The following is a 20,078-nucleotide window of genomic DNA, read 5'->3' on the forward strand; positions in this document are numbered from 1 at the left end:
CGCGGCAAGCGCGCGGCAGCCCAATTCAAAGGTGTTCATGTATTCAGCACTGCTCCGTACGTTCGACTCTTCCTCACCAGCATCACCATGGACCAACGCCGCGCCCATACGCGAGGAGTTGTTCGGCACCGAACGGCTGGAGCAGCATGCGCAAAGCCTCGCCGCGGCCCAGCCGGTCACGCCGCGGCCGCCGCGCGTGCCGACCTTGCGCAGCCGTCTCAATGACAATGCCAAGGTGCTGCTGGCAGCCTACCGCGCCAGCGCGGCCGAGCTGGAAAGCGGCAAGGGCGTGGAGCCCGCGGCCGAATGGCTGCTCGACAACTACCACCTGGTGGAAGCGCAGATCCGCGAGATCCGCGACGACCTGCCCGCCGGCTACTACCGCCAGCTGCCCAAGCTGAGCGAGGGGCCGTTCGCCGGCTACCCCAGGATATTCGGGCTGGCATGGGCCTTCGTGGCCCATACCGACAGCCATATCGACCCGGACATGCTGCGCCGCTTCATTGCCGCCTATCAGGGTGTCCAGCCCCTGACCATCGGCGAATTGTGGGCGGTCGCCATTACCCTGCGCATCGTGCTGGTGGAAAACCTGCGCCGGCTGGCCGAGCAGATCACCACCGGGCGCGCCGCGCGCGCCGACGCCGACGAACTGTCGAAGCGGCTGCTGGTGTCGGGCTGCGCCGGTTCCGCGCTCGACATCGACATCGCCTCGCGCTCGGCGTCGCCGCTGTCGGAGCTGTTCGCCGCGCAGCTCGCCAAGCGGCTGCGGGACCAGGATCCGCGCACCACGCCCACGCTGGGCTGGCTGGAGCGGCGGCTAAGCCTGCAGGGCGTGTCGATCGACGACGTGGTGCGGCACGCGCAGCAGCGCCAGGGCGCGGCCAACGTCACCGTGCGCAATGTCATTACCAGCATGCGGCTGATTTTGGATATCGACTGGGCCGAGCTGTTCGAAAGCGTGAGCCTGGTCGACCGGCGGCTGCGCGACGGCAGCGCGTTCGCGGCGATGGACTTCGCCACGCGCAATCTCTACCGCAGCGCCATCGAACAACTGGCGCGCGGCTCGCCGCTGCCGGAGCTCGAAATCGCCGACGCCGCGCTGGCGGCCGCGCGCGCCGCGGCCGCCAGCGCGCACAGCGCGGCGCAGGCCGAACGCACCGGCGACCCGGGTTATCACCTGATCGCGGAGGGGCGGCTCGCCCTCGAGCAGGCCATCGGCTTCCGCCCGCCCGCGCGGCTGCGTTTCAGCCGCCTCAACATTGCCTTCGGCATCGGCGGCTACGTGGGCGCGATCCTGCTGACCACCCTTGCCGTGCTCGCCGCCGTCCTGTGGGTGCTGGCCGCGGTGTCGGAACCCGTGCTCGCCGGCGGCTGGCTGGTGCTGCTCGGTGCCCTCGGCTTCGTGCCCGCGAGCGAGGTGGCCACCGCGCTGGTCAACCGCGCGATGGCCTGGAGCTTCGGCGCGTCCTTGCTGCCCGGGCTGGAGCTGACCGCCGGCGTGCCGTCCTCGCTGCGCACGCTGGTCGCCGTGCCCACGCTGCTGGCCAGCGAGGCGAGCCTGCGCGAGCAGATCGAGCGCCTGGAGGTGCACCACCTGGCCGGTGCCGGCGGCGACCTGACCTTCGCTTTGCTGACCGACGGCGCCGACGCGGACCAGGAAGCGGTGGCGGCCGATGCTGCGCTGCTGGCCGTGGCCGCGGACGTCATCGGCGAGCTGAACCGCCGCCACGGGCCGGGGCCTGCGGGCGAGCGCTTCCTGCTGCTGCACCGGCGCCGCCTCTTCAATGCCAGAGAACGCACCTGGATGGGCTGGGAGCGCAAGCGCGGCAAGCTGCACGAACTCAACCGGTTGCTGCGCGGCGCCACCGACACCAGCTACGTCGGCGCCGACGGCGGGCCGCCGCAAGTGCCCGCCGGCGTGCGCTACGTCATCACGCTCGACGCCGACACGCGCCTGCCGCGCGACGCGGCGCTGCGGCTGATCGGCAAGATGGCCCACCCGCTGAACCGGCCGCGCTTCGACGCGCAGTTACGGCGCGTGGTGGGCGGCTACGCCGTGCTGCAGCCGCGCGTGACGCCCTCGCTGCCGGTGGGTAACGAGGGATCGGTGTTCCAGCGCATCTTCTCGGCGCCCGGCGGCATCGATCCCTACGCGGCAGCCGCGTCCGACGTCTACCAGGACCTGTTCGGCGAGGGTTCCTATACCGGCAAGGGCATCTACGACGTCGACGCCTTCGAGCGCGCGCTGCACGGCCGCATCCCGGAGAACGCGGTGCTCAGCCACGATCTCTTCGAAGGCGTGTTCGCGCGCGCCGGACTGGCCTCGGATGTCGAGGTGGTCGAGGATTTCCCGTCGCGCTACGACGTCGCCGCCAAGCGCCAGCACCGCTGGACGCGCGGCGACTGGCAACTGCTGGGCTGGATCTTCAAGGGTCGTGCCGGCAGCGAGGCGGTGCCGATGCTGGGCCGCTGGAAGATGCTCGACAACCTGCGGCGCGCGCTGCTCGCGCCGGTGCTGCTGCTGGCCCTGGGCGCATGCTGGCTGCTGCCGCTGGCGGCCGGGCTGTGGGCCACGCTGATGCTGCTCGCCGCGATTGCGTTCCCGGCGTTCTTTCCCGGCCTGTTTTCGCTGGTGCCGCATCGCGCGGGCATCCAGATGCGCAACCACGTGCGGATGCTGGCGCGGGACCTGCAGGTCGCGGCCACGCAGGTGCTGCTCACCATCGCCTTCCTGCCGGACCAGGCCTGGCGCATGGGCGACGCCATCGCGCGCACGCTGGTACGCCTGCGCTTCACGCGACGCCATCTGCTGGAGTGGAGCACGGCCGCGCAGTCGATAAGCAGCCCGCGGCTGGATCTTGCCGGTTTCTACCTGAAGATGGCGGGCGGGGTGGTGCTGGCGGTGGCCATGATGGCCGGCGCGCTGGCGGTGGCGCAGCCGTCCTGGCCGCTGGCGCTGCCGTTCGGGCTGCTGTGGCTGCTGGCGCCGGCGCTGGCGCTGGGCGTCAGCCGTTCGCCCACGGTGGCGCGGCGACTGCTGCCGTCCGAGCCGGACGCGCGCGACCTGCGCCTGACCGCGCGCCGCACCTGGCGCTATTTCGAGACCTTCGTCACGCCGGCCGACAACATGCTGCCGCCTGACAACTTCCAGGAGAGGCCGCGGCCCGTGGTGGCGCACCGGACCTCGCCCACCAATATCGGCCTCTACCTGCTCTCCGCCGTTGCCGCGCGCGATTTCGGCTGGAGCGCCACGGTGGCGACGGTCGAGCGCCTGGAAGCGGCCTTTGCGTCCATGCGCAAGCTGCCGCGCCTGCGCGGGCATTTCTACAACTGGTACGACACGCAGGACCTGCGCGCGCTCACGCCCGCCTACGTGTCGTCGGTGGACAGCGGCAACCTCGCCGGCCACCTGATCGTGCTGGCCAATGCCTGCGAGGAATGGACCGATGCCGCCGCGGCGCCGGACTTGCGCCCCGGCATGGCGGACACCGCCAGGCTCGCGCGCGAGGCGCTCGCCAGCCTGGCCACCCCGGGCGGCGAGCGCGGCGGCATCCTGGGCGGGCTGATCGAAGACATCGAGGCGCGCCTGGCCGGCACCGAGCCGATGGCCACGCTCTCGCCCACGCTCCGGCGGCTGACGGAGAAAGCCGCCATGACGGCCCGCGAGATCCTGCCCGCGGCCGGCGACGACACCCTGGCCGACCTGGCGTTCTGGGTCGAGGCGCTGCGCAGCACCATGGCCGGCCACGAGCAGGACCGGCTGCAGATCGCCGCCGCGCCCGCGGCGTTCGCGGCCCGCGTGCACGCGCTGGCGGCCGAGGCGCGCGAGATGGCGCTGGCGATGGACTTCTGCTTCCTGTTCGACCGCGAGCGCAAGCTGCTGTCGATCGGCTATTCGCAGGAGGACAACCGCCTTGACGTGAACTGCTACGACCTGCTGGCCTCGGAAGCGCGGCTGGCCAGCCTGTTCGCCATCGCCAAGGGCGACGTGGCCACGCGCCACTGGTTCCACCTGGGCCGCACGGCCACGCCGCTGGGCAACGGCTCGGCGCTGATCTCGTGGTCGGGGTCCATGTTCGAGTACCTGATGCCGTCGCTGGTGATGCGCGCGCCGGGCGGCAGCCTGCTGGAGCAGACCAACCGGCTGGTAGTGGAGCGCCAGCAGGCCTACGGGCGCTCGCTGGGCGTGCCGTGGGGCGTGTCCGAGTCCGCCTACAACGCGCGCGACATGGAGTTCACCTATCAGTACTCCAACTTCGGCGTGCCGGGGCTCGGCCTCAAGCGCGGCCTGTCGGACAACGTGGTGATCGCGCCCTATGCCACCGCGCTGGCCGCGATGGTCGATCCGCAGGCGGCCCAGCGCAATTACGTGCGGCTGGCCGGCATGGGCGCCAAGGGCCGCCATGGCTTCTACGAGGCGCTCGATTTCACGCGCTCCCGCCTGCCGGAAGACGAGGACTTCGCCATCGTCCGCAGCTACATGGCGCATCACCAGGGCATGACCATCGTCGCCATCGCCAACACGCTGCACGCGGGGCAGATGCGCGAGCGCTTCCACCGCGAGCCGATGATCCAGGCCACCGAACTGCTGCTGCAGGAGCGCATGCCGCGCAACGTCGCCATCTCCCATCCGCGCGCCGAGGAAGTGAAGGCGTCCCGGGCCGAGGCGGGCCACGAGGATTCCACCGTGCGCCGGTATCCGGGGGCCGCCGCGGGCACCACAGCGGGCGCCGTCGTCACGCATCTGCTCTCCAACGGCCGCTACGCCGTGATGCTGACCACCGCCGGCGCGGGCTACAGCCGCTGGCGCGACCTGGCCGTGACGCGGTGGCGCGAGGATGCCACGCGCGACGACGCCGGCTCCTTCATCTTCCTGCGCGACACGCAGGGCGGCAGGGTCTGGTCTGCCGGCCCTCAGCCTGGGCAAGGCGAGGCGGAGGAAGAGGACGCCGGCAGCGACGTGGTCTTCGCCGAGGACCACGCCGAATTCATCCGCCGCGACGGCAGCCTGCTCACCACGCTCGACGTACTGGTCTCCGGCGAGGACGACGGCGAAGTGCGGCGCGTGTCGCTGGCCAACAGCGGTCGCCGCCCGCGCGAGATCGAACTGACCTCCTACGCGGAGCTGGCGCTGGCCACGCCGGCCGCCGACGACGCGCATCCCGCGTTCTCCAAGCTGTTCGTCGAGACCGAGTACCTGGCCGAGTTCGGCGCGCTGATTGCCACGCGCCGCCCGCGCACCGACGGCGAGCCGGGCATATGGGCCGCGCACTTCACCGTGGCCGAGGGCGACGTGGTCGCGGATCTCCAGCACGAGACCGACCGCGCGCGCTTCCTGGGCGCCGGCCTGGCGCCGCGCGCGGCCGGCGGCGCGCGGCTTGCGCAGCCGCTGTCGGATACCACCGGCATCGTCCTCGACGCGGTCTTTTCGCTGCGCCAGCGGGTGCGGGTGGCACCGGGCGGCGTGGCCCGGGTCGCCTTCTGGACGCTGGTGGCGCCTTCGCGGGCCGAGCTGATGGTGCTGATCGACAAGCATCACGACCGCAGCGCCTTCGAGCGCGCCAAGACCCTGGCGTGGACCCAGGCCCAGGTCCAGCTGCGCTATCTCGACGCCAAGGCCGGCGAGGCGGCGGACTTCCAGCGCCTGGCGGCGCCGATCCTGTACGCCGACGCGCGCTTTCGCAGCCCGCCGGAGACCATCCTGCGCGGCGCGGGCCCGCAGTCCGGCCTGTGGCCGCACGCGATCTCCGGCGACCTGCCCATCGTGCTGCTGCGCATCGACGACGTCGAAGACATGGCGCAGGTGCGCCAGTTGCTGCGCGCGCACGAATACTGGCGCCTCAAGCGCCTAGGCGTGGACCTCATCATCGTCAACGAACGCGCTTCCTCCTACGCGCAGGACCTGCAGGCCGCCATCGACACCGCGGTGCGCAGCAGCCAGTCGCGGCCGCGCCTGGGCGACGGGCTTGGCCAGGGGGCGGTCCATACGCTGCGCGCGGACCTGATGCGGGTCGAGGAGCGCGCGCTGCTGCAGTCGGTGGCCCGCGTCGCGCTGGTCGCGCGCCGCGGCGCCATCGCCGAACAGATCGCCCGCTTGCCCGAGGCGCCGGTCCGCGCGGCGCCCGAACGCCCGACTTGGCTGTCCCGGCTGGCGTTCCCGCCGGCCCACGCCGTGCCGGCGCCGCATGCGCCGGCATGGGACCCGGCCTCGCTGGAGTTCTTCAACGGGCTGGGCGGCTTCGACAAGGACGGGCGGGAATATGTGATCGAACTGGCGGGAGAGGCGTCGACGCCGGCGCCGTGGCTCAACGTGATCGCCAACCCGGCGTTCGGCTTCCAGGTGTCCGCGCAAGGCAGCGGCTACACGTGGGCGGAGAACAGCCGCGAGAACCAGTTGACGCCGTGGTCCAACGACCCGGTGCTGGACCCGCCCGGCGAGGCGATCTACATCCGCGACGAAGACACGCTCGACCTGTGGACGCCCACCGCCCAGCCGGTGCGCGACGGCGGCGCCTACACGGCGCGCCACGGCCACGGCTACAGCCGCTTCGCGCATGAGGCCAACGGCATCGCGGCACAGTTGCTGCAATACGTGCCGCTGGACGATCCGCTCAAGATCTCGCGCTTGACGCTGCGCAACCTGTCGGCCAGGCGCCGCCGCCTGTCGGTCACGGCGTTCGCCGAGTGGGTGCTCGGCACCGCCCGCGGCGCCTCGGCGCCGTTCATTGCCACCGCGCTCGACGGTGCCACCGGCGCCATGCTGGCGCGCAATCCGTGGAGCACCGCGTTTCCGGGGCGGGTTGCCTTTGCCGATCTCGGCGGCAGGCAGGTGGCGTGGACCGCCGACCGCACCGAGTTCCTCGGCCGCAACGGCGCGGCCGCCGCGCCGGCGGCGCTGCTCGGCACGGCGCCGCTGTCCGGCGCCGTGGGCGCGGGGCGCGATCCCTGCGCGGCCTTGCAGTGCTTCGTGGAGCTGGCTCCCGGCGAGAGCGTGGAAATCGTCGCGCTGCTGGGGCAGTGCGGCTCAGCGGGCGAAGCCAGCGCGCTGGTCGCGCGCTATCGCGCCGCCGATCTCGACGCCGTGCTGGCCGCCGTGACGGCGCACTGGGACAGCCTGCTCGGCGCGGTGCAGGTCCGCACGCCGAACCGCGCGATGGACATCATGCTCAACGGCTGGCTGCTCTACCAGACGCTGGTCTGCCGTATCTGGGCACGCTCGGCGTTCTACCAGGCCAGCGGCGCCTACGGCTTTCGCGATCAGCTGCAGGACACCATGGCGCTCACCTTCGCCAGCCCGGCCACCACGCGCGCCCATCTGCTGCGAACTGCCGCGCGGCAGTTCGCCGAGGGCGACGTCCAGCACTGGTGGCTGCCGCACAGCGGGCAGGGCGTGCGCACCCGCATCTCAGACGACTGCGTCTGGCTCGCCTTCGCGGCGGCGACCTACATCGCCGCCTCGGGCGACGCGGCCGTGCTCGACGAGCCCGTGCCGTTCCTGGATGGCCCGGTGTTGCAGGCCGGCGAGCACGATGCTTTCTTCCAGCCGCAGGCCGGGGCGGCGCCGGCTTCGCTGTTCGAGCATTGCGCCCGCGGCATCGACCGCTGCCTGGCGCTCACCGGCGCGCAAGGGCTGCCGCTGATCGGCGGCGGCGACTGGAACGACGGCATGAACCGCGTCGGCGCCGCGGGCAGGGGCGAGAGCGTCTGGCTGGGCTGGCTGCTGGCGCGCACGCTCGCGCTGTTCGCGCCCTACGCCGAGGCGCGCGATGCCGGCCGCGCCGGCCTCTGGCGCGCGCATGCCGCGGCGCTGGGCGAAGCGCTGGAGCGGCACGGCTGGGACGGCGGCTGGTACCGCCGCGCCACCTTCGACGACGGCAACTGGCTGGGCTCGCAGGCAAGCGCGGCGTGCCGCATCGATGCCATCGCGCAGTCGTGGGCGGTGCTGTCGGGCGCGGGCGATCCCGCGCGCGCGGCGGCCGCGATGGCCGCGCTGGAGCAGCACCTGTGGCGCCGCGAGGACGGGCTGGCGCTGCTGTTCTCGCCGCCCTTCGACGGGGACGGCCCCGACCCCGGCTACATCCGGGCCTATCCGCCCGGCCTGCGCGAGAACGGCGGCCAGTACAGCCATGCGGCGATGTGGTCGGTGCTGGCCTTCGCCCGGCTCGGCGCGGGCACGAAGGCCGCCGAGCTGTTCTCGATGCTCAACCCGGTCAACCACGCGAGCACGGCCGCCGCCGCGGCGCGCTACAAGGTGGAGCCGTATGTGGTGGCGGCCGACGTCTATTCGGTGGCGCCCCACGTCGGGCGCGGCGGCTGGACGTGGTACACCGGCGCGGCGGGATGGATGTACCGCGCCGGCGTGGAGGGCATCCTCGGCCTTCGCCGCGAAGGAGCCTGGCTGGTCGTCGCCCCGGCGCTGCCGGCCGCGTGGCCGGGGTTCGAGGCCACCGTCAGGCTGGGCGCCGGCCATTACGCGATTCGCGTCCAGGCCACGGCCGGCACGCCGGATGCGCGTCTCGACGGGTTGCCGATTGCCCTGGAAGGCGGTGGCGCGCGCGTGCCGCTCGATGGCGGCAGGCACGAACTGCTGCTATGCATTGCACCGTCTGCGGCATGAGGGGGCAAGCCGTGCCGTCGTCCTTGCGGCCTACTGCATCCATCCGTTGCGCAACCCGGATTCCCGCATCCCGCCGTCGCCGACGCGCTCGGTCGCGTTGACCCGCTCGCGGTCTCCCGGGCGGAAGGCGGAGCCGTCCGGGCGGCCCTCATAGCGTTCGTCCTGTCCGTGGCGATAGCCGCCGTCGCGGCCATCGCGGCCATCGCCTCCGTATCCGCCGGGCACCCACAGGCACCCCATCTGCACGAGTGAAAACGCCACGATACAAAGCCAGCGATAAGTTCGCATGTCATTCTCCGGTCGACACCAGCGGCGCGTGGATGAGCGGCCCGGCGGGCCATCGGACCACAGCGGCCATGAGGGCTGCCAGGGCAGGGCGGAGGCGTTTCATTGCGGAGCGTCATCATCGCGACGAGCCATCATTGCGCCGGCGCAAGCGCGGCGTCGGTACGCTATTGGACAGGCGCCGGCATCAAGCCCGGCGCGCGGCGCAGCGCGTACGCTGCCGGACCGACGCGCGGGCGCTGCCGGGCTAGCCTCAGGGCAGGCTGGCGATGGCGGTCTGCATTGCCGCTTCCAACCTGGGCCTCCGGCCGGGGCGGACATCAGTAAATCGAGGTATCAAAATGAACAGCAACAATATCGGTGTCATCCTTCTGCGCGTGTCCATTGCCGTCACGGTGGTGGGTGTGCTCGGATGCAGCGGCATGTCCCGGCGCGATACGGATACCGTGGCGGGAGCGGGGATCGGCGGCGTGGCCGGCGCGGTGCTGACCGGCGGCAGCGCGCTGGGCACGGTGGGCGGCGCCGCGGTTGGCGGCATTGTCGGCAACCAGGTCGGCAAGTAACGCGCCCGCGAACAACGCCCCCGCGAACGCGCCCGCGCAAAGGCGGGCGCTCCGCGCAGGCGGCGGCTCATGCCCGGCGGAAGTCCGGCAGCACCTCGTGGCGTTCTTCGACGCTCTCGCCGCCCAGGGCGTTGACCACCAGCTTCACGGACGCCTTCGTCCCGCGGGCGCAACTGGCGACCAGCAGCATTTCGCCGGGCGCGAGGCTGGCCCGTTGCCGGGCGACCGCGCCGCGCGGGATCGACCCGCCGAGCCACCGGCCCAGCCACGCGCCCGCCAGGCCACCGATCGCGCCGGCCGCGACGCAGGCCAGCACGCTAGCGAAGGTGCCGGCCGAGGTGCCCAGGGCCAGCGTCGCATAGACCGCCAGCGCGGCGCCGGGCAGGATGCCGGCGATTTCCCATTCGCCGCGGTAAGTGGTCTGGGCGGCGGTGGCATTGCGCAGTCCTTCGACCGCGTGGCCGTCACGCTGGATGAACCACGGGCCCTTGATGCGCACGGTGGAAGCGGGAAGCTCGGCCAGCGCCGATTGGATCTTCGCCGCGCCGACGGCGTCGCGAAGCCGGAAATACAGTACGGTGCGCATGTTTTCACCTCGCAGCAAGCGTGCTGCTTTCACCGGATCGGAAACGGAGCGGTGCCGGTGCGGCCGGCGGCTTTCCGCGCGCGCCAGGGCGCGCGGAAGAGCTCGCGGCCGCGCCGCCGTCAGGGCTGCGCTTCGCGCTCGTAGCGGTAGTCCTTCCAGTACGGCGAGGCACCGTAGTACTCATGGATGGTGGTGCCCCATTGCGGATCGGCCATGCTGGGCCAGTGGTCCTTGTCGAAGCCGGGCGCGGCCTCGAGCATGGCTCTGTCGATGCCGAGCACGAAGCTCTTGCGCTGGGTATCGAGGGTCAGCGCGGACCACGGCACGGCGAACAGCTTGCTGCCCATGCCGAGGAAGCCGCCGAACGACACCACGGCATAGGCAATGCGCCCGCCGCCCACGTCCAGCATGATGTGATCGACCGTGCCGAGCTTGTCGCCGCCGGGGCCGACCACGGCATTACCTTCCAGCGTGTCGGCCGCCATCACGAAGGGCCCCGGGCCGGGGTTGTCCGGGTCGTTGGTGCCGACGATGGCGGCGCGCGGGCCGCCGCTGTTGCGATCGAGTTCGTTCGGGTTCATGGCCTTGCTCCAGGGTTGCGGTTGTGCCGCCGGCGCATCACAGCTTGCGCACGGCCAGATGGTTCTCCACCGACCTGACGCCGTCGGTGGCGCTGGCGATGTCCGCCGCCGTCTGCTTTTGTGTCGCCGACGGGACGCTGCCGGTCAGGCGCACCACGCCTTCGCGGGTACGCACGTGGACCCGGGTGGAACTCAGGTGCTTCTGTTCGAGCAGGCTTGCCTTGATCTTGGTGGTGATGGTGGTGTCGCTGACGCCTTCGCCCACCGTCTCATGCGTGGGGTTGGGGTTGGAGAGCGACGCGTCCGTGCTGCCGGCGGCCCCGTGGCTCAGCGGCGCGTAGAGGGTGGCGAGCGCGATGCAGGCAGCGCTGGCTGCGAGTCGGATGGAATGGATGGTTTTCACTTGGGCTACCTCGATGCGGATCCGGTCAGGGATCCAGTCAACGGCCGGGAAATGCGGCCGTTCGGCGCGGCGTGGCGATGGATCTTGTCCTTCGCCGCGCAGTGCCAACAGGCTGAGACTGGCATCGATTCGCCATGCTGTCGGTACGATGGCGGACACGCATCCGCCGCATCCGGCGTGCCTCCCGGGGCAAACAAGAATCGCTCGCAAGTGCACGGCACCGTACCGATTTGTTGTAGGCGGGCCTACACTGGCAACAGATGCGATTCCCCGGCCCGAAGGCGCGGCCGCTCAGGCTGACCCGGGCGGCCGTTGCCGCCGGGCCGCGGAGGATCCGTCGCAAACCGTAACGCTGGAGGGTGCATGCAAGCCCAAAGTCAAGATCACAGTGTGATTGTCTATCCTGATCTGGCTGGTGGATGGTACTTCGCGGAAATCGACGGAAAGGCCGTCTACCGCTTCGGGCCATTCGATTCACGCAAGATCGTGAAGGAGCTGATCCCGGTGCTGTTTCCCGAGTTGCCGGTGCTGGAAATGGCGGATTCCCCGGCGCGCGGGGATGACGAGGCGCTGATGATCCTCGGCCATGCGCAGCGGATGGAGAAGATCACCGAGGGCCAGCCGGGCAGCGCGGCGCTGGTCTGAGCGGGAGCCAGGCGGCCGTGCCGGACGTGTGCGCCACGTGCGGCACGATCGCCTAGACGCGGACCGCTCAGGCGGCCATCCCCAGGAACTGCTGCAGCTCCGGCGTGGCCGGCCTGGTGAACAGTTGCTCCGGCGAGCCCACCTCGTGCACGCGGCCCTGGCGCATGAACACCACGCGGTTGCAGACCTCGCGCGCGAAGCGCATCTCGTGCGTGACCATCAGCAGCGTCATGCCTTCGCTGGCCAGCTGGCGCACCACGTTGAGCACTTCCATCACCAGTTCCGGGTCGAGCGCGGAGGTGATCTCGTCGCACAGCAGCGCGCGGGGCTGCATCGCCAGCGCGCGCGCGATGGCCACGCGCTGCTGCTGGCCGCCGGAAAGCTGGTTGGGGTAGCTGTCGAACTTCTCCGCCAGCGCCACCTTGGCCAGGCACTCGCGCGCGCCTCGGCTTCGCTCACGCCGGCGGCCACGGTGGGCGCCAGCATGACGTTGCGCCCGGCGCTCAGGTGCGGAAACAGGTTGAACTGCTGGAAGATCATGCCGACCTTGCGGCGCAGCGCGCGCAGCTCCAGCTCGCTGGTGCCGAGCTTGGCGCCGGCCACCGTGATGTTGCCTTCGTCGATGTTCTCCAGGCTGTTGATGCAGCGTAGCCGCTCTTAATGCAGGTCTCCGAGGCTTTTTTCGTTCCGTTCATGACCCCGCCAACTCATGCAATTTCCGGCGATCGGCGAGCTGTTCAGCGTCGCAACCTTTCGAACCAGGCTCAAAGGTGGCAATTTCGAGGAGTGCGGCAACAAGCTCGTCGAGTGAGGCACCTGTCAGACGCATTGCGATCCGATCTGCCAAGAATTCCTCGCCAGTGCGCGCAGTGTCCGACCTGGACAGCAGCGAGGACCAGCGTCGTCGGAAGTGGCCGCACTCATGCGCGACGGCAATCCGCAATAGCCGCTCATCCGCTTCCATCAGCATGCGAGCGGGGACGGAAATCGTGTTTGAAAAAGGCGCGTAGGCAATGTAGTGCTCCGCAATACGTGCTCTTGGTGGTTTTCGCTTACCGAGCGCCACAGTGAAGCTGTCGATCCATAATTGTGCTAGCTTGAGCTTCTGCAGCAGGCGGTTCTTCTGGTCTGCGGACAAGCCGCTGACCCAATCAGATGAACGGACCGCCCTGGGCCGACTCTGCGTTGCCTGCGCCATCAACTACTCTCCCGTCGGGATCCGGCCCGCGCGTCGAAGGATAGTGGCTGTGAGTGCGCGAGCCCTATTGCGCTTGCACCGAAGTGCCCATCCTTCGACCACCAATGCACCGAGGCCATTGATCGCAACGAAGACGAGAAGCCAAACTGCCAGCGTCAGCAAGATGGACGTCATCTCGTTGAGCTTTGTATGGGGCTCTGGCAAGACCTTGCTCCACCCAGCCACCATGGCGCCAAAAGCGAGGGTCCCGCGCTGAATATCGACAATCAGCGCAAGTGGCAGCAGGACGGAAAATTGCCAGAACAGCGCGCGCTCAGCCGAGCTATCGTCAGCTGTGGAGAGATGCAACCAGGCTTTCGCCGCGCACATGGTGGCGACTAAGAGAAGGGCAATGGTCCAAAGAGTATGTAACATCGGACGGGTTCCAAGTTCTAATCAGAACGACGCTGGCGCGGCGCCGATACCTCAATGCGGTGAGGCTCCATTGTCAGGCTTTTTTTCCTATCGTGCGGTCAATCAATGACCGAAGTTTTTCCACTTTGGCGCGGGTGCCGAAATGGCTTTGGGAATGGGCCGCTTGGAAGGCTGGGTCACCAGCGCGACCACTGCGTTGTCGCAATCAGTCTGATCTTCCACGCCTGGCGAGATGTCTGACTTCTGCTTGGCTTGACATTGCATGTCACGCTTCTTTGCCTCCTCAATGTGATCGGAGTACCAGGCCACCGTGTGGGCATGAACTGCGTGCGACATGAGCGAGGCCGCGACAGCAGCGACGCCCAGAGTCATCGCGAAATTCCTCTTCATTTGCTCTTTTCCGTCCTACAGCACCTGATGCATCGAGAACCGTCCATCGTCCGTTGCGACCGCTGCGTTGCGACCAACGTCCGTCTTGATGTAGACGCGCCCATGCTCGCGGCGCCTAATGGCCTGCCACACTTGCTTGAATACTTCCTCGCCTTCATCACCACGCGGGCCGAAGAGAACCAGGTGGATGACGGCTTCATAGAGGAGGGCTTGTTTTTCGCTCTCGCTCGCTGCGCGGAGATAATCGACCCACAGCAGGCAAACATGGTGAAGTCGGTTGAACCCCGGCGCGTCCTGCGGGCGGGAGTCAGCGGATGGTGCAAGTCGCTGCATGTTCTTTTCCTATCGGATCGGTTGCTTCAGGACAGCGGCGCGATACCGGGAGCGCAACAGCAGATCCGGAACCGGCGCAAGCACCTCGGCCATGAACTGAAGCTCTACGCAGGAAGCCAAGCAACTGCGTTGCCATGCTGGCCCAACGCTGGGTGAGTTCGGCGTCGGTGTCCAGCCCGCATTCTGCGAAGCGCAGCAGCAGGTCGGCCTTTCCATCGAACCAGTGATGTGCCTTGGCAACCATGTCAACGATGGCCGGATCGACGCCCAGCGCCTTGCCGGCCTCCCGCAGGGCGCCACGGGGGCGATAGGTGGCCACCGCCGCGGCCAGGGCGGCGCGGTTGCGCCCGTACTTGCGGTATAGGTACTGGATGACTTCCTCACGTCGCTGGTGCTCGAAGTCCACGTCGATATCGGGCGGTTCGCCGCGCTCCTTCGAGATGAATCGCTCGAACAGCAGATTGCCGCGCGCGGGGTCGACCTCGGTGATGCCGAGGCAATAGCAGACTGCCGAGTTCGCGGCCGAGCCGCGCCCCTGGCACAGGATGCCGTTCGATCGGGCGAAGCGCACGATGTCGTAGACGGTCAGGAAGTAGGGCTCGTAGTGCATCTCCGCGATCAGGGCCAACTCGTGCTCCAACTGCGTCTGGATCGCGAGCGGGATGCCCTTGGGGAAGCGGCGGTTCGCGCCGATGTAGGCCTCCTCGCGCAGGTACTCGGTCGGAGGCCGGCCGTCGGGTACCAGCTCATCCGGATACTCATACCGCAGTTCATCCAACGAGAACCGGCAGAGGTTCGCGATGTGTACGGACTCGGTGAGCAGCCGGTGTGGATAGACGTTGGCCAACCGCAGTTGCGAGCGCAGATGCTGTTCCGCGTTCGGCGTGAGATCGTAGCCACACTGAGCCACGGGCTTGCCCAGGCGGATGGCGGTCAGCAGGTCCAGCAATGGCTTGCGCGAACGCACGTGCATGAGGACGTTGCCCGTGGCCACCAGCCGCAGGTGGTGATCCGCCGCAGCCTGTTCGACGCCGGCGCGGTGGATGTCGTCCATCGGCCGGTAGAGCAGGTTGAGCGCCATCCAGGCCCGGCCGGCGAAGGTGGCAGAGATCCACGCGGCCTGGCTGCCGAGTTTCTCCGCCGGCGCGCAGTACTCCGGTGTGAAAACGATCAGACAGTCAGGCAGGCCGCGCAGATGGGAGTAGGGTGGTTCGGGGGAGGCCAGATCCCGCAGGGTTAGCTGGTAGCTACCTTTCGCCGCACGCATGCGGCCGAGCGTGATCAGCTCGCACAGATTGCCGTAGCCTGCACGGTTGCGGGCCAGCGCAACGAAGGACAAGGCCGTGCCGCCATCGGCATTGACGAGACGGAAGGAGGCGCCGACGAGGAGTCTCAGGCCGTGCTGCTTGGCAACGGTGTGCGCGCGCACGATGCCGGCCAGAGAGCATTCGTCGGTGATCGCCAGCGCGTGGTAGCCCAGTTGCACCGCGCGCTCGGCCAGCTCCTCGGCGCGAGAGGCGCCCTGCAGGAAAGAGAAATTCGAAAGGCAGTGCAACTCGGCGTAGTCGGGAAGCCCGCCGCCGGAAGAAGTGGGCAACATGGCTCGATCACCCGAACAGCCCGTGCAGGTACCAGCGTGCGGCGTCTCCTTCGCGACTGCCCATGCGCTCCTGAAAGATCCAGTAGCAGGCATGGTCGCGGCCCTCGGCCACATAGTAGTCACGCGTGACCACCTCGCCTGCCCACCATCCTGCCTCGATGCGCTCTGGCGGGGACACCATGCGCAGCGGGGACCCATAGTAGGGGCGATGCTCGCGCTCGAGCAGGGGGATCGGCTGGTCCAGCAACCAGACCGGCCGCGGCAAAGCCGGCGCGGCGGCTCCGGCCGGGATCTTGTCCGTCACGGGCACCCAGGCGTTCGCGACGGCGGGCCGGTAGTCGGGCTGCAGCGCCGGCTGCAGGACGCGATCCGCGCCCAGTCGCGCGACGAGCAGCTCCAGCAGCCGGGTGTGGTCCTCCGGCGTGCCGCCCGGTTCAGGGAACAGGCTTTGGCTCGGCGGGGCCAGCGGCTGGGTATCGATGGCCGCCAATTGCACGGCGATCATGGGCGCGTCGACGCTCAGCCGTGCCAGCCGCTCGCGCAGCAGGCGGACCAGGTGATCGGCATGCCAGTTCGGCTCGGCCAAGGCGATCTCCACGACCGTCGGCGGGATCGCCTCCCGACCCCGCTCATGATGCAGGGACACGGCAAAGCGCGTGATGGCCAGGTGCCGCGCCGTGAGCCAGCCGATCAGCTGCTCAATCAACCCGGAGGCATAGACCAGGGTGGCCTCCACATGCTCGATACGGTCGGGCAGGTCCACCCTCGCGGAAAACTCCGGCGGCGCCTCCAGCCAGCCGAACACTTCCGCTGCCTCGCCCAGTGCGCGGTCGAGTGCTTCGTTGATGGCGGCGCCGCAGTGCCGCTGCAGGCCGGCCCGCGGCAGGCGGCGCAAGTCGCCCAGAGTGCGGCAACCCAGACCGTCCAACCACTCGGCATGGATGCGCGCGGCCGGCAGGGTTGCAGCGGGGAGGGCGCCCAGCCGATGGCCGAGGCGGGTTGTCTTGAGCGACACACCGCCGCCAGCGCGCGCGAGGAGCCATGCGGCCTGCGCTGTGGACGCGCACCCGGTCACCACGGTATAGCCCAGCGCGTCGGCGGTCGCACGCATGCGCGCGCGTAGCCGACGGGCACCTCCGAAGAGCCGCAGGCTCGCGGAGACGTCGACCAGCACGGCGTCTTCCTCGGCGCCCACGACACACGGTGAAAACTGCAGGAGGGCGAGGGCCAGCGCACGCAGGCCCTCCGCCTCTCGCGCCGGGTCGCGCTCGATGAGCACGGTTTGCGGCGCGATCGTCTGCACGCCGCCGCGGCGCATATGCGGCCGCACGCCGGCGACGCTGGCCAGCGGCGAGGCGTGGTGTACACGGTCCTTGTCGAGGACTGCCACGGCCAGCTCAGTGGACCAACGAGGCCGGAACACTTCGAGGCATAGGCGCGGCAGGCGCAGGCAGATCCACAGGCGATGCATGACGGCGAAGCAGGATGGGCGAGGGCGCCAGCGGAACAAAGACGGGCTTGTCCTGCTGCGGGCCGCGGCGCTTGAAGAAGGTAAGATCGGCGCCACCAGCTGCTGGGACGATGCCGACCCGTAGCGGCGCCGGTGACGCGTCTCGCGCGCAGGCGAGAGGGCGTATGAGGTAAAACAGCGCTTCCCCCGATTGCGCGGCCAGGTGCAGCCGGCGCAGGGCGTCGTTGCGCATGTGCTGCTGCCACAGCAACACCGCGCCGCACGTACCGGCGCGCAGCATCTGTTCCGTCGCCCAGAGGGCGTCGGCGGTGCGTTCCGCGCGGACCCAGAGCAGTTGCCGGGGAGATAGGCCCCAATTGGCGAAGGCCAGTGCCTGGGGCGCATGCGGGGGCTGTATCAGCGCGATAGGGCGCGTGTTTGCCAGCAGGGCTGGCCGTAGCAGGCGCAGTTCGCCGACGCCGGGCTGCTGGACCAGCATTTCCACCAGTGTGCTGGCCGGCCAGCCGCCGCCGGGGAGTTCACCGACCAGTTCCTGGTAGCCCGTGGGCACGGTACGACCGATGGCCCGGGCGAGTTGGGACGCGCGCCAGAGGGCAGGGTGGATGGACTCGGGGAGAGGAATGGGCATGGCTGGTTTCAGAGCAATCTGTAAACCAGTCTACTGTATATTTATACAGTGGTCATGTGGAAGCAAGAATAAGCTCTATGCAGCTCATCTCCGGCCTTCTTTGTGATTTTTTGTGCATTTTACAAAAACTTGATAGCCACAAAGGGGTATGGAAGAGTGGGAAGCATGTCGCTAGAGTCGCCCGAGCACGCCGGCGGCGCGCACTTGCCAACAAACAAAAAACGGGTCAGGTCACATGTTCCAAGGTATCCATGCCGGCGCGCGGTCTCGCGCGGCCGGCCTGCTCTCGCTTGTCCTCGCCGCTGGCCTGCTGTCCGCCTGCGGCAGCGACGAAGCCCCATCTTCCCCAGCCACCACGCAGGCGCCCAGCAGCCGGCTCGTCGTCGACACCGGCACGGCCGCGCCCGCGCAGGGCGGCACGTTGACGCTGAAGGCTACCTTGCTCGGCGCCGACGGCCTCGAGGTCAAGGGCGCCAGGTTCGCGTGGTCGTCGTCCAACGAAGCGGTCGCGGTAATCGTGTCGGCCTCCGACCAGGCGCCGGCGGCGGCCAGCATGATGCAGCCGGTGGGCACCTATGCCTCGGTGCGCATGCTCGCGCCCGGCGAGGTCGACATCGTCGCCACGGCGACGCTGCCCGACGGTACTCAGGCCACCAGCACCACGCACCTGACGGTGCAGGCCGCGCCCGCGAAGACTTATGTGCTGACGTTGTCGCCCTCCACGCTGACGGTCAACTACGGCGCAGCGGCGCAAGTCGTCACCGCGGTGGTGCAGCGCTCGGACGGCGTCGACGGCGCGGCCGACCTGACGGACTGGTCGTGGGCGGTCGACAACGCCACGTTCGCCGCCGCGCCGGCGGCGGACAGCCATTCGGCGCAGGTCTCCACCATGGGCACGCTGGCGGGCACGGGGCAACTCACCGCGTGCGCCAGCACGCCGGCGGGCGACCGGCTGTGCGCCAACGCGGCGCTGGCGCGGCCGCTGGTGGCGCTGCCCTCGATCGCGTTCTCGGCGCCGTCGCTGAGCGTGAAGCCGGGCCGCACCGGCACCGTGACGGCGACGCTGACCGACGGGCCGGGCGCCGACCTGGCCGGCCGGGCGACGCTGGCGTGGTCGATCCAGCAAAGCGGCACGGCCGCATCCATCGTCGGCATGCCCACCAGCACCAGTCTGACGATCGGCATCGATGCCGCACAGGTCGACGCCTATGCCGCGACGCTGACGCTGACCGCGACCTACCCGGATGGCCGCACCAACAGCAGCACGCTGCAGCTGACGTCCCCGGGCATTTGGAGCCGCCTGCCGGACGCGCCCATCGCCAGCCCGTCGGTCGTCAGCCTGGCCATCGACGGCACACGTGTGTGGCGGCTGACCGCCGACGGCAGCCAGCCGGCGCGGCTGGAGCGTTTCGGCGTGGCCGGCGAAGGGCCGGTCGAGCCCGCCACGGCGCTGCCGGCGGCGGCCCGGGGCGTGTGGCTGGCGGCGGACACGAGCGTGGTGAACCCGGCCGATCCGGCGGTGGTGGTGCAACTGGGCGCCGATGGCGCGAGCGTGCCGTTCGGCAGCTTCGACGCGGCCTTCGCCAATCCGCGCGCGGACTTCACGTTGACCGGTTGCGCGCAATATGCGGCCGATGCGACGGCCGGGCGCCGGTTCGTGAAGACCACCGGCGGGGCCAGCATCATGACGACGGGGTGGTGCACGACAGACGCATCCTGGTGGGCACAGCAGGTCGGCGTGACCGCAATGCGAAATAGCAATCATCCGTCCGGCGAGCACGTCGTCGACGCGCGTCCCTTTGCCAACGGTAGTGCCGTGGGATTCTTTTCGACCGGCGAACGGTTGTTCCTGAACGCCGGGAATGCCGGCTGGAGCTACTGGTATCTGAATCAGGCCCGGCTCAGCCTCGGGGCCATCCCGGCTACGGCAACCGACCCGTATGGTGCCTTCTACGGTTATCAGGGCGGGGTAGGCATGATTGTCACCCAAGAGCCAAACGCGCCCTATGCGACATTGCCCGGCGCCGTCCCGACGCTGACCAAGCTGCAGGCGACACAGAACTTCCTGGTCGGCCTCGCCGGTCCCGCGCTGTCGCTGCTCGACCTGAGCGGGCTCGTGCCCTCGACGTTGATGCTGCCGGGCGTCGGCCAGGGCGCCGATTTCGAGGCAACGCAGGATGCCAACGGCAAGCTGCGCGTCGCCGTGCGCCTCACGGACGGCTCGGTGTGGGTCTACGACCAGCCTTGAGATGGGCGTCAGGGGAAAGCCGAGCCGAGAAAGAGCACGAGAATGTGCACGCTGAGAAAAGTGGCGTTCATCCCCATGCGCCAGGCCATGCCCATCGCCAACAGGGGCACTATTCG

The 20,078-nt window shown here is 69.4% G+C and carries 14 protein-coding genes and 2 pseudogenes; 4 read left to right on the forward strand and 12 right to left on the reverse strand.

Annotated features, from left to right (window positions below; genetic code table 11):
• The first annotated feature begins 37 nt into the window (after positions 1–37).
• Complete coding sequence (locus tag AC3WXD_RS26270) at positions 38–8,617, forward strand: glycoside hydrolase family 94 protein (RefSeq protein WP_454734082.1); 8,580 nt, start codon at positions 38–40, stop codon at positions 8,615–8,617.
• A gap of 30 nt (positions 8,618–8,647) precedes the next feature.
• Here AC3WXD_RS26270 and AC3WXD_RS26275 read toward each other — a convergent pair whose 3' ends face one another.
• On the reverse strand, positions 8,648–8,905 hold the full coding sequence (locus tag AC3WXD_RS26275) for a hypothetical protein (RefSeq protein WP_454734081.1): 258 nt from the start codon (positions 8,903–8,905) through the stop codon (positions 8,648–8,650).
• Positions 8,906–9,243: 338 nt separating this feature from the next.
• Here AC3WXD_RS26275 and AC3WXD_RS26280 point away from each other — a divergent pair, with 338 nt between their 5' ends.
• On the forward strand, positions 9,244–9,465 hold the full coding sequence (locus tag AC3WXD_RS26280) for a YMGG-like glycine zipper-containing protein (RefSeq protein ID WP_420992449.1): 222 nt from the start codon (positions 9,244–9,246) through the stop codon (positions 9,463–9,465).
• A 67-nt stretch (positions 9,466–9,532) separates the two neighbouring features.
• Here the strand turns inward: AC3WXD_RS26280 and AC3WXD_RS26285 are convergent, their stop codons facing one another.
• From AC3WXD_RS26285 to AC3WXD_RS26295, 3 genes are all read right to left on the reverse strand, one after another.
• On the reverse strand, positions 9,533–10,051 hold the full coding sequence (locus AC3WXD_RS26285) for a hypothetical protein (protein WP_454734080.1): 519 nt from the start codon (positions 10,049–10,051) through the stop codon (positions 9,533–9,535).
• A gap of 119 nt (positions 10,052–10,170) precedes the next feature.
• Positions 10,171–10,632, reverse strand: coding sequence for a PRC-barrel domain-containing protein (locus AC3WXD_RS26290; RefSeq protein ID WP_420992451.1), 462 nt, complete (start codon positions 10,630–10,632; stop codon positions 10,171–10,173).
• A gap of 37 nt (positions 10,633–10,669) precedes the next feature.
• A complete protein-coding gene (locus AC3WXD_RS26295) occupies positions 10,670–11,035 on the reverse strand; it encodes a BON domain-containing protein (protein WP_420992452.1) in 366 nt (121 codons plus the stop codon).
• A gap of 363 nt (positions 11,036–11,398) precedes the next feature.
• Between AC3WXD_RS26295 and AC3WXD_RS26300 the strand changes: the two genes are divergently transcribed.
• Complete coding sequence (locus tag AC3WXD_RS26300) at positions 11,399–11,680, forward strand: hypothetical protein (RefSeq protein WP_454734079.1); 282 nt, start codon at positions 11,399–11,401, stop codon at positions 11,678–11,680.
• Between the two features lie 67 nt (positions 11,681–11,747).
• On the opposite strand, the pseudogene AC3WXD_RS26305 reads toward AC3WXD_RS26300, so the two are convergent.
• The 8 genes and pseudogenes from AC3WXD_RS26305 to imuA all read right to left on the reverse strand — a co-directional run.
• Positions 11,748–12,331, reverse strand: a pseudogene (locus tag AC3WXD_RS26305) (amino acid ABC transporter ATP-binding protein); the annotation flags it as partial.
• A gap of 40 nt (positions 12,332–12,371) precedes the next feature.
• Positions 12,372–12,878 carry a M48 family metalloprotease gene (locus AC3WXD_RS26310; protein ID WP_454734078.1) on the reverse strand — a complete coding sequence of 169 codons (507 nt, stop codon included), beginning with the start codon at positions 12,876–12,878 and terminating at the stop codon, positions 12,372–12,374.
• A gap of 3 nt (positions 12,879–12,881) precedes the next feature.
• Positions 12,882–13,292, reverse strand: coding sequence for a hypothetical protein (locus AC3WXD_RS26315; protein WP_454734077.1), 411 nt, complete (start codon positions 13,290–13,292; stop codon positions 12,882–12,884).
• Between the two features lie 102 nt (positions 13,293–13,394).
• Positions 13,395–13,682 carry an EexN family lipoprotein gene (locus tag AC3WXD_RS26320; RefSeq protein WP_454734076.1) on the reverse strand — a complete coding sequence of 96 codons (288 nt, stop codon included), beginning with the start codon at positions 13,680–13,682 and terminating at the stop codon, positions 13,395–13,397.
• 15 nt (positions 13,683–13,697) lie between these two features.
• Positions 13,698–14,015 (reverse strand): hypothetical protein, encoded by a 318-nt coding sequence (locus AC3WXD_RS26325; protein WP_454734075.1) that lies wholly within the window; start codon positions 14,013–14,015, stop codon positions 13,698–13,700.
• Positions 14,016–14,079: 64 nt separating this feature from the next.
• Positions 14,080–15,615: pseudogene (locus tag AC3WXD_RS26330) on the reverse strand (PHP domain-containing protein); the annotation flags it as partial.
• 7 nt (positions 15,616–15,622) lie between these two features.
• Positions 15,623–17,086 (reverse strand): Y-family DNA polymerase, encoded by a 1,464-nt coding sequence (locus tag AC3WXD_RS26335; protein WP_454734074.1) that lies wholly within the window; start codon positions 17,084–17,086, stop codon positions 15,623–15,625.
• A complete protein-coding gene (gene imuA, locus AC3WXD_RS26340) occupies positions 17,013–17,714 on the reverse strand; it encodes a translesion DNA synthesis-associated protein ImuA (protein WP_454734073.1) in 702 nt (233 codons plus the stop codon). The genes AC3WXD_RS26335 and imuA overlap by 74 nt, the downstream gene beginning before the upstream one ends.
• A gap of 235 nt (positions 17,715–17,949) precedes the next feature.
• On the opposite strand from imuA, the gene AC3WXD_RS26345 reads away from it, so the two are divergent.
• Positions 17,950–19,962: a hypothetical protein gene (locus AC3WXD_RS26345; RefSeq protein ID WP_454734072.1), complete on the forward strand. Its 2,013-nt coding sequence runs from the start codon at positions 17,950–17,952 to the stop codon at positions 19,960–19,962.
• The last annotated feature ends 116 nt before the right edge of the window (positions 19,963–20,078 follow it).

The sequence above is a fragment of the Cupriavidus sp. FW216-B1 genome (genome assembly GCF_058789195.1).

Coding starts and splice junctions, on each gene's coding strand:
- AC3WXD_RS26270 (WP_454734082.1), top strand. CDS start 38: ATGTATTCAGCACTGCTCCGTACGTTCGACTCTTCCTCACCAGCATCA.
- AC3WXD_RS26275 (WP_454734081.1), bottom strand. CDS start 8,905: ATGCGAACTTATCGCTGGCTTTGTATCGTGGCGTTTTCACTCGTGCAG.
- AC3WXD_RS26280 (WP_420992449.1), top strand. CDS start 9,244: ATGAACAGCAACAATATCGGTGTCATCCTTCTGCGCGTGTCCATTGCC.
- AC3WXD_RS26285 (WP_454734080.1), bottom strand. CDS start 10,051: ATGCGCACCGTACTGTATTTCCGGCTTCGCGACGCCGTCGGCGCGGCG.
- AC3WXD_RS26290 (WP_420992451.1), bottom strand. CDS start 10,632: ATGAACCCGAACGAACTCGATCGCAACAGCGGCGGCCCGCGCGCCGCC.
- AC3WXD_RS26300 (WP_454734079.1), top strand. CDS start 11,399: ATGCAAGCCCAAAGTCAAGATCACAGTGTGATTGTCTATCCTGATCTG.
- AC3WXD_RS26310 (WP_454734078.1), bottom strand. CDS start 12,878: ATGGCGCAGGCAACGCAGAGTCGGCCCAGGGCGGTCCGTTCATCTGAT.
- AC3WXD_RS26315 (WP_454734077.1), bottom strand. CDS start 13,292: ATGTTACATACTCTTTGGACCATTGCCCTTCTCTTAGTCGCCACCATG.
- AC3WXD_RS26320 (WP_454734076.1), bottom strand. CDS start 13,682: ATGAAGAGGAATTTCGCGATGACTCTGGGCGTCGCTGCTGTCGCGGCC.
- AC3WXD_RS26325 (WP_454734075.1), bottom strand. CDS start 14,015: ATGCAGCGACTTGCACCATCCGCTGACTCCCGCCCGCAGGACGCGCCG.
- AC3WXD_RS26335 (WP_454734074.1), bottom strand. CDS start 17,086: ATGCATCGCCTGTGGATCTGCCTGCGCCTGCCGCGCCTATGCCTCGAA.
- imuA (WP_454734073.1), bottom strand. CDS start 17,714: ATGCCCATTCCTCTCCCCGAGTCCATCCACCCTGCCCTCTGGCGCGCG.
- AC3WXD_RS26345 (WP_454734072.1), top strand. CDS start 17,950: ATGTTCCAAGGTATCCATGCCGGCGCGCGGTCTCGCGCGGCCGGCCTG.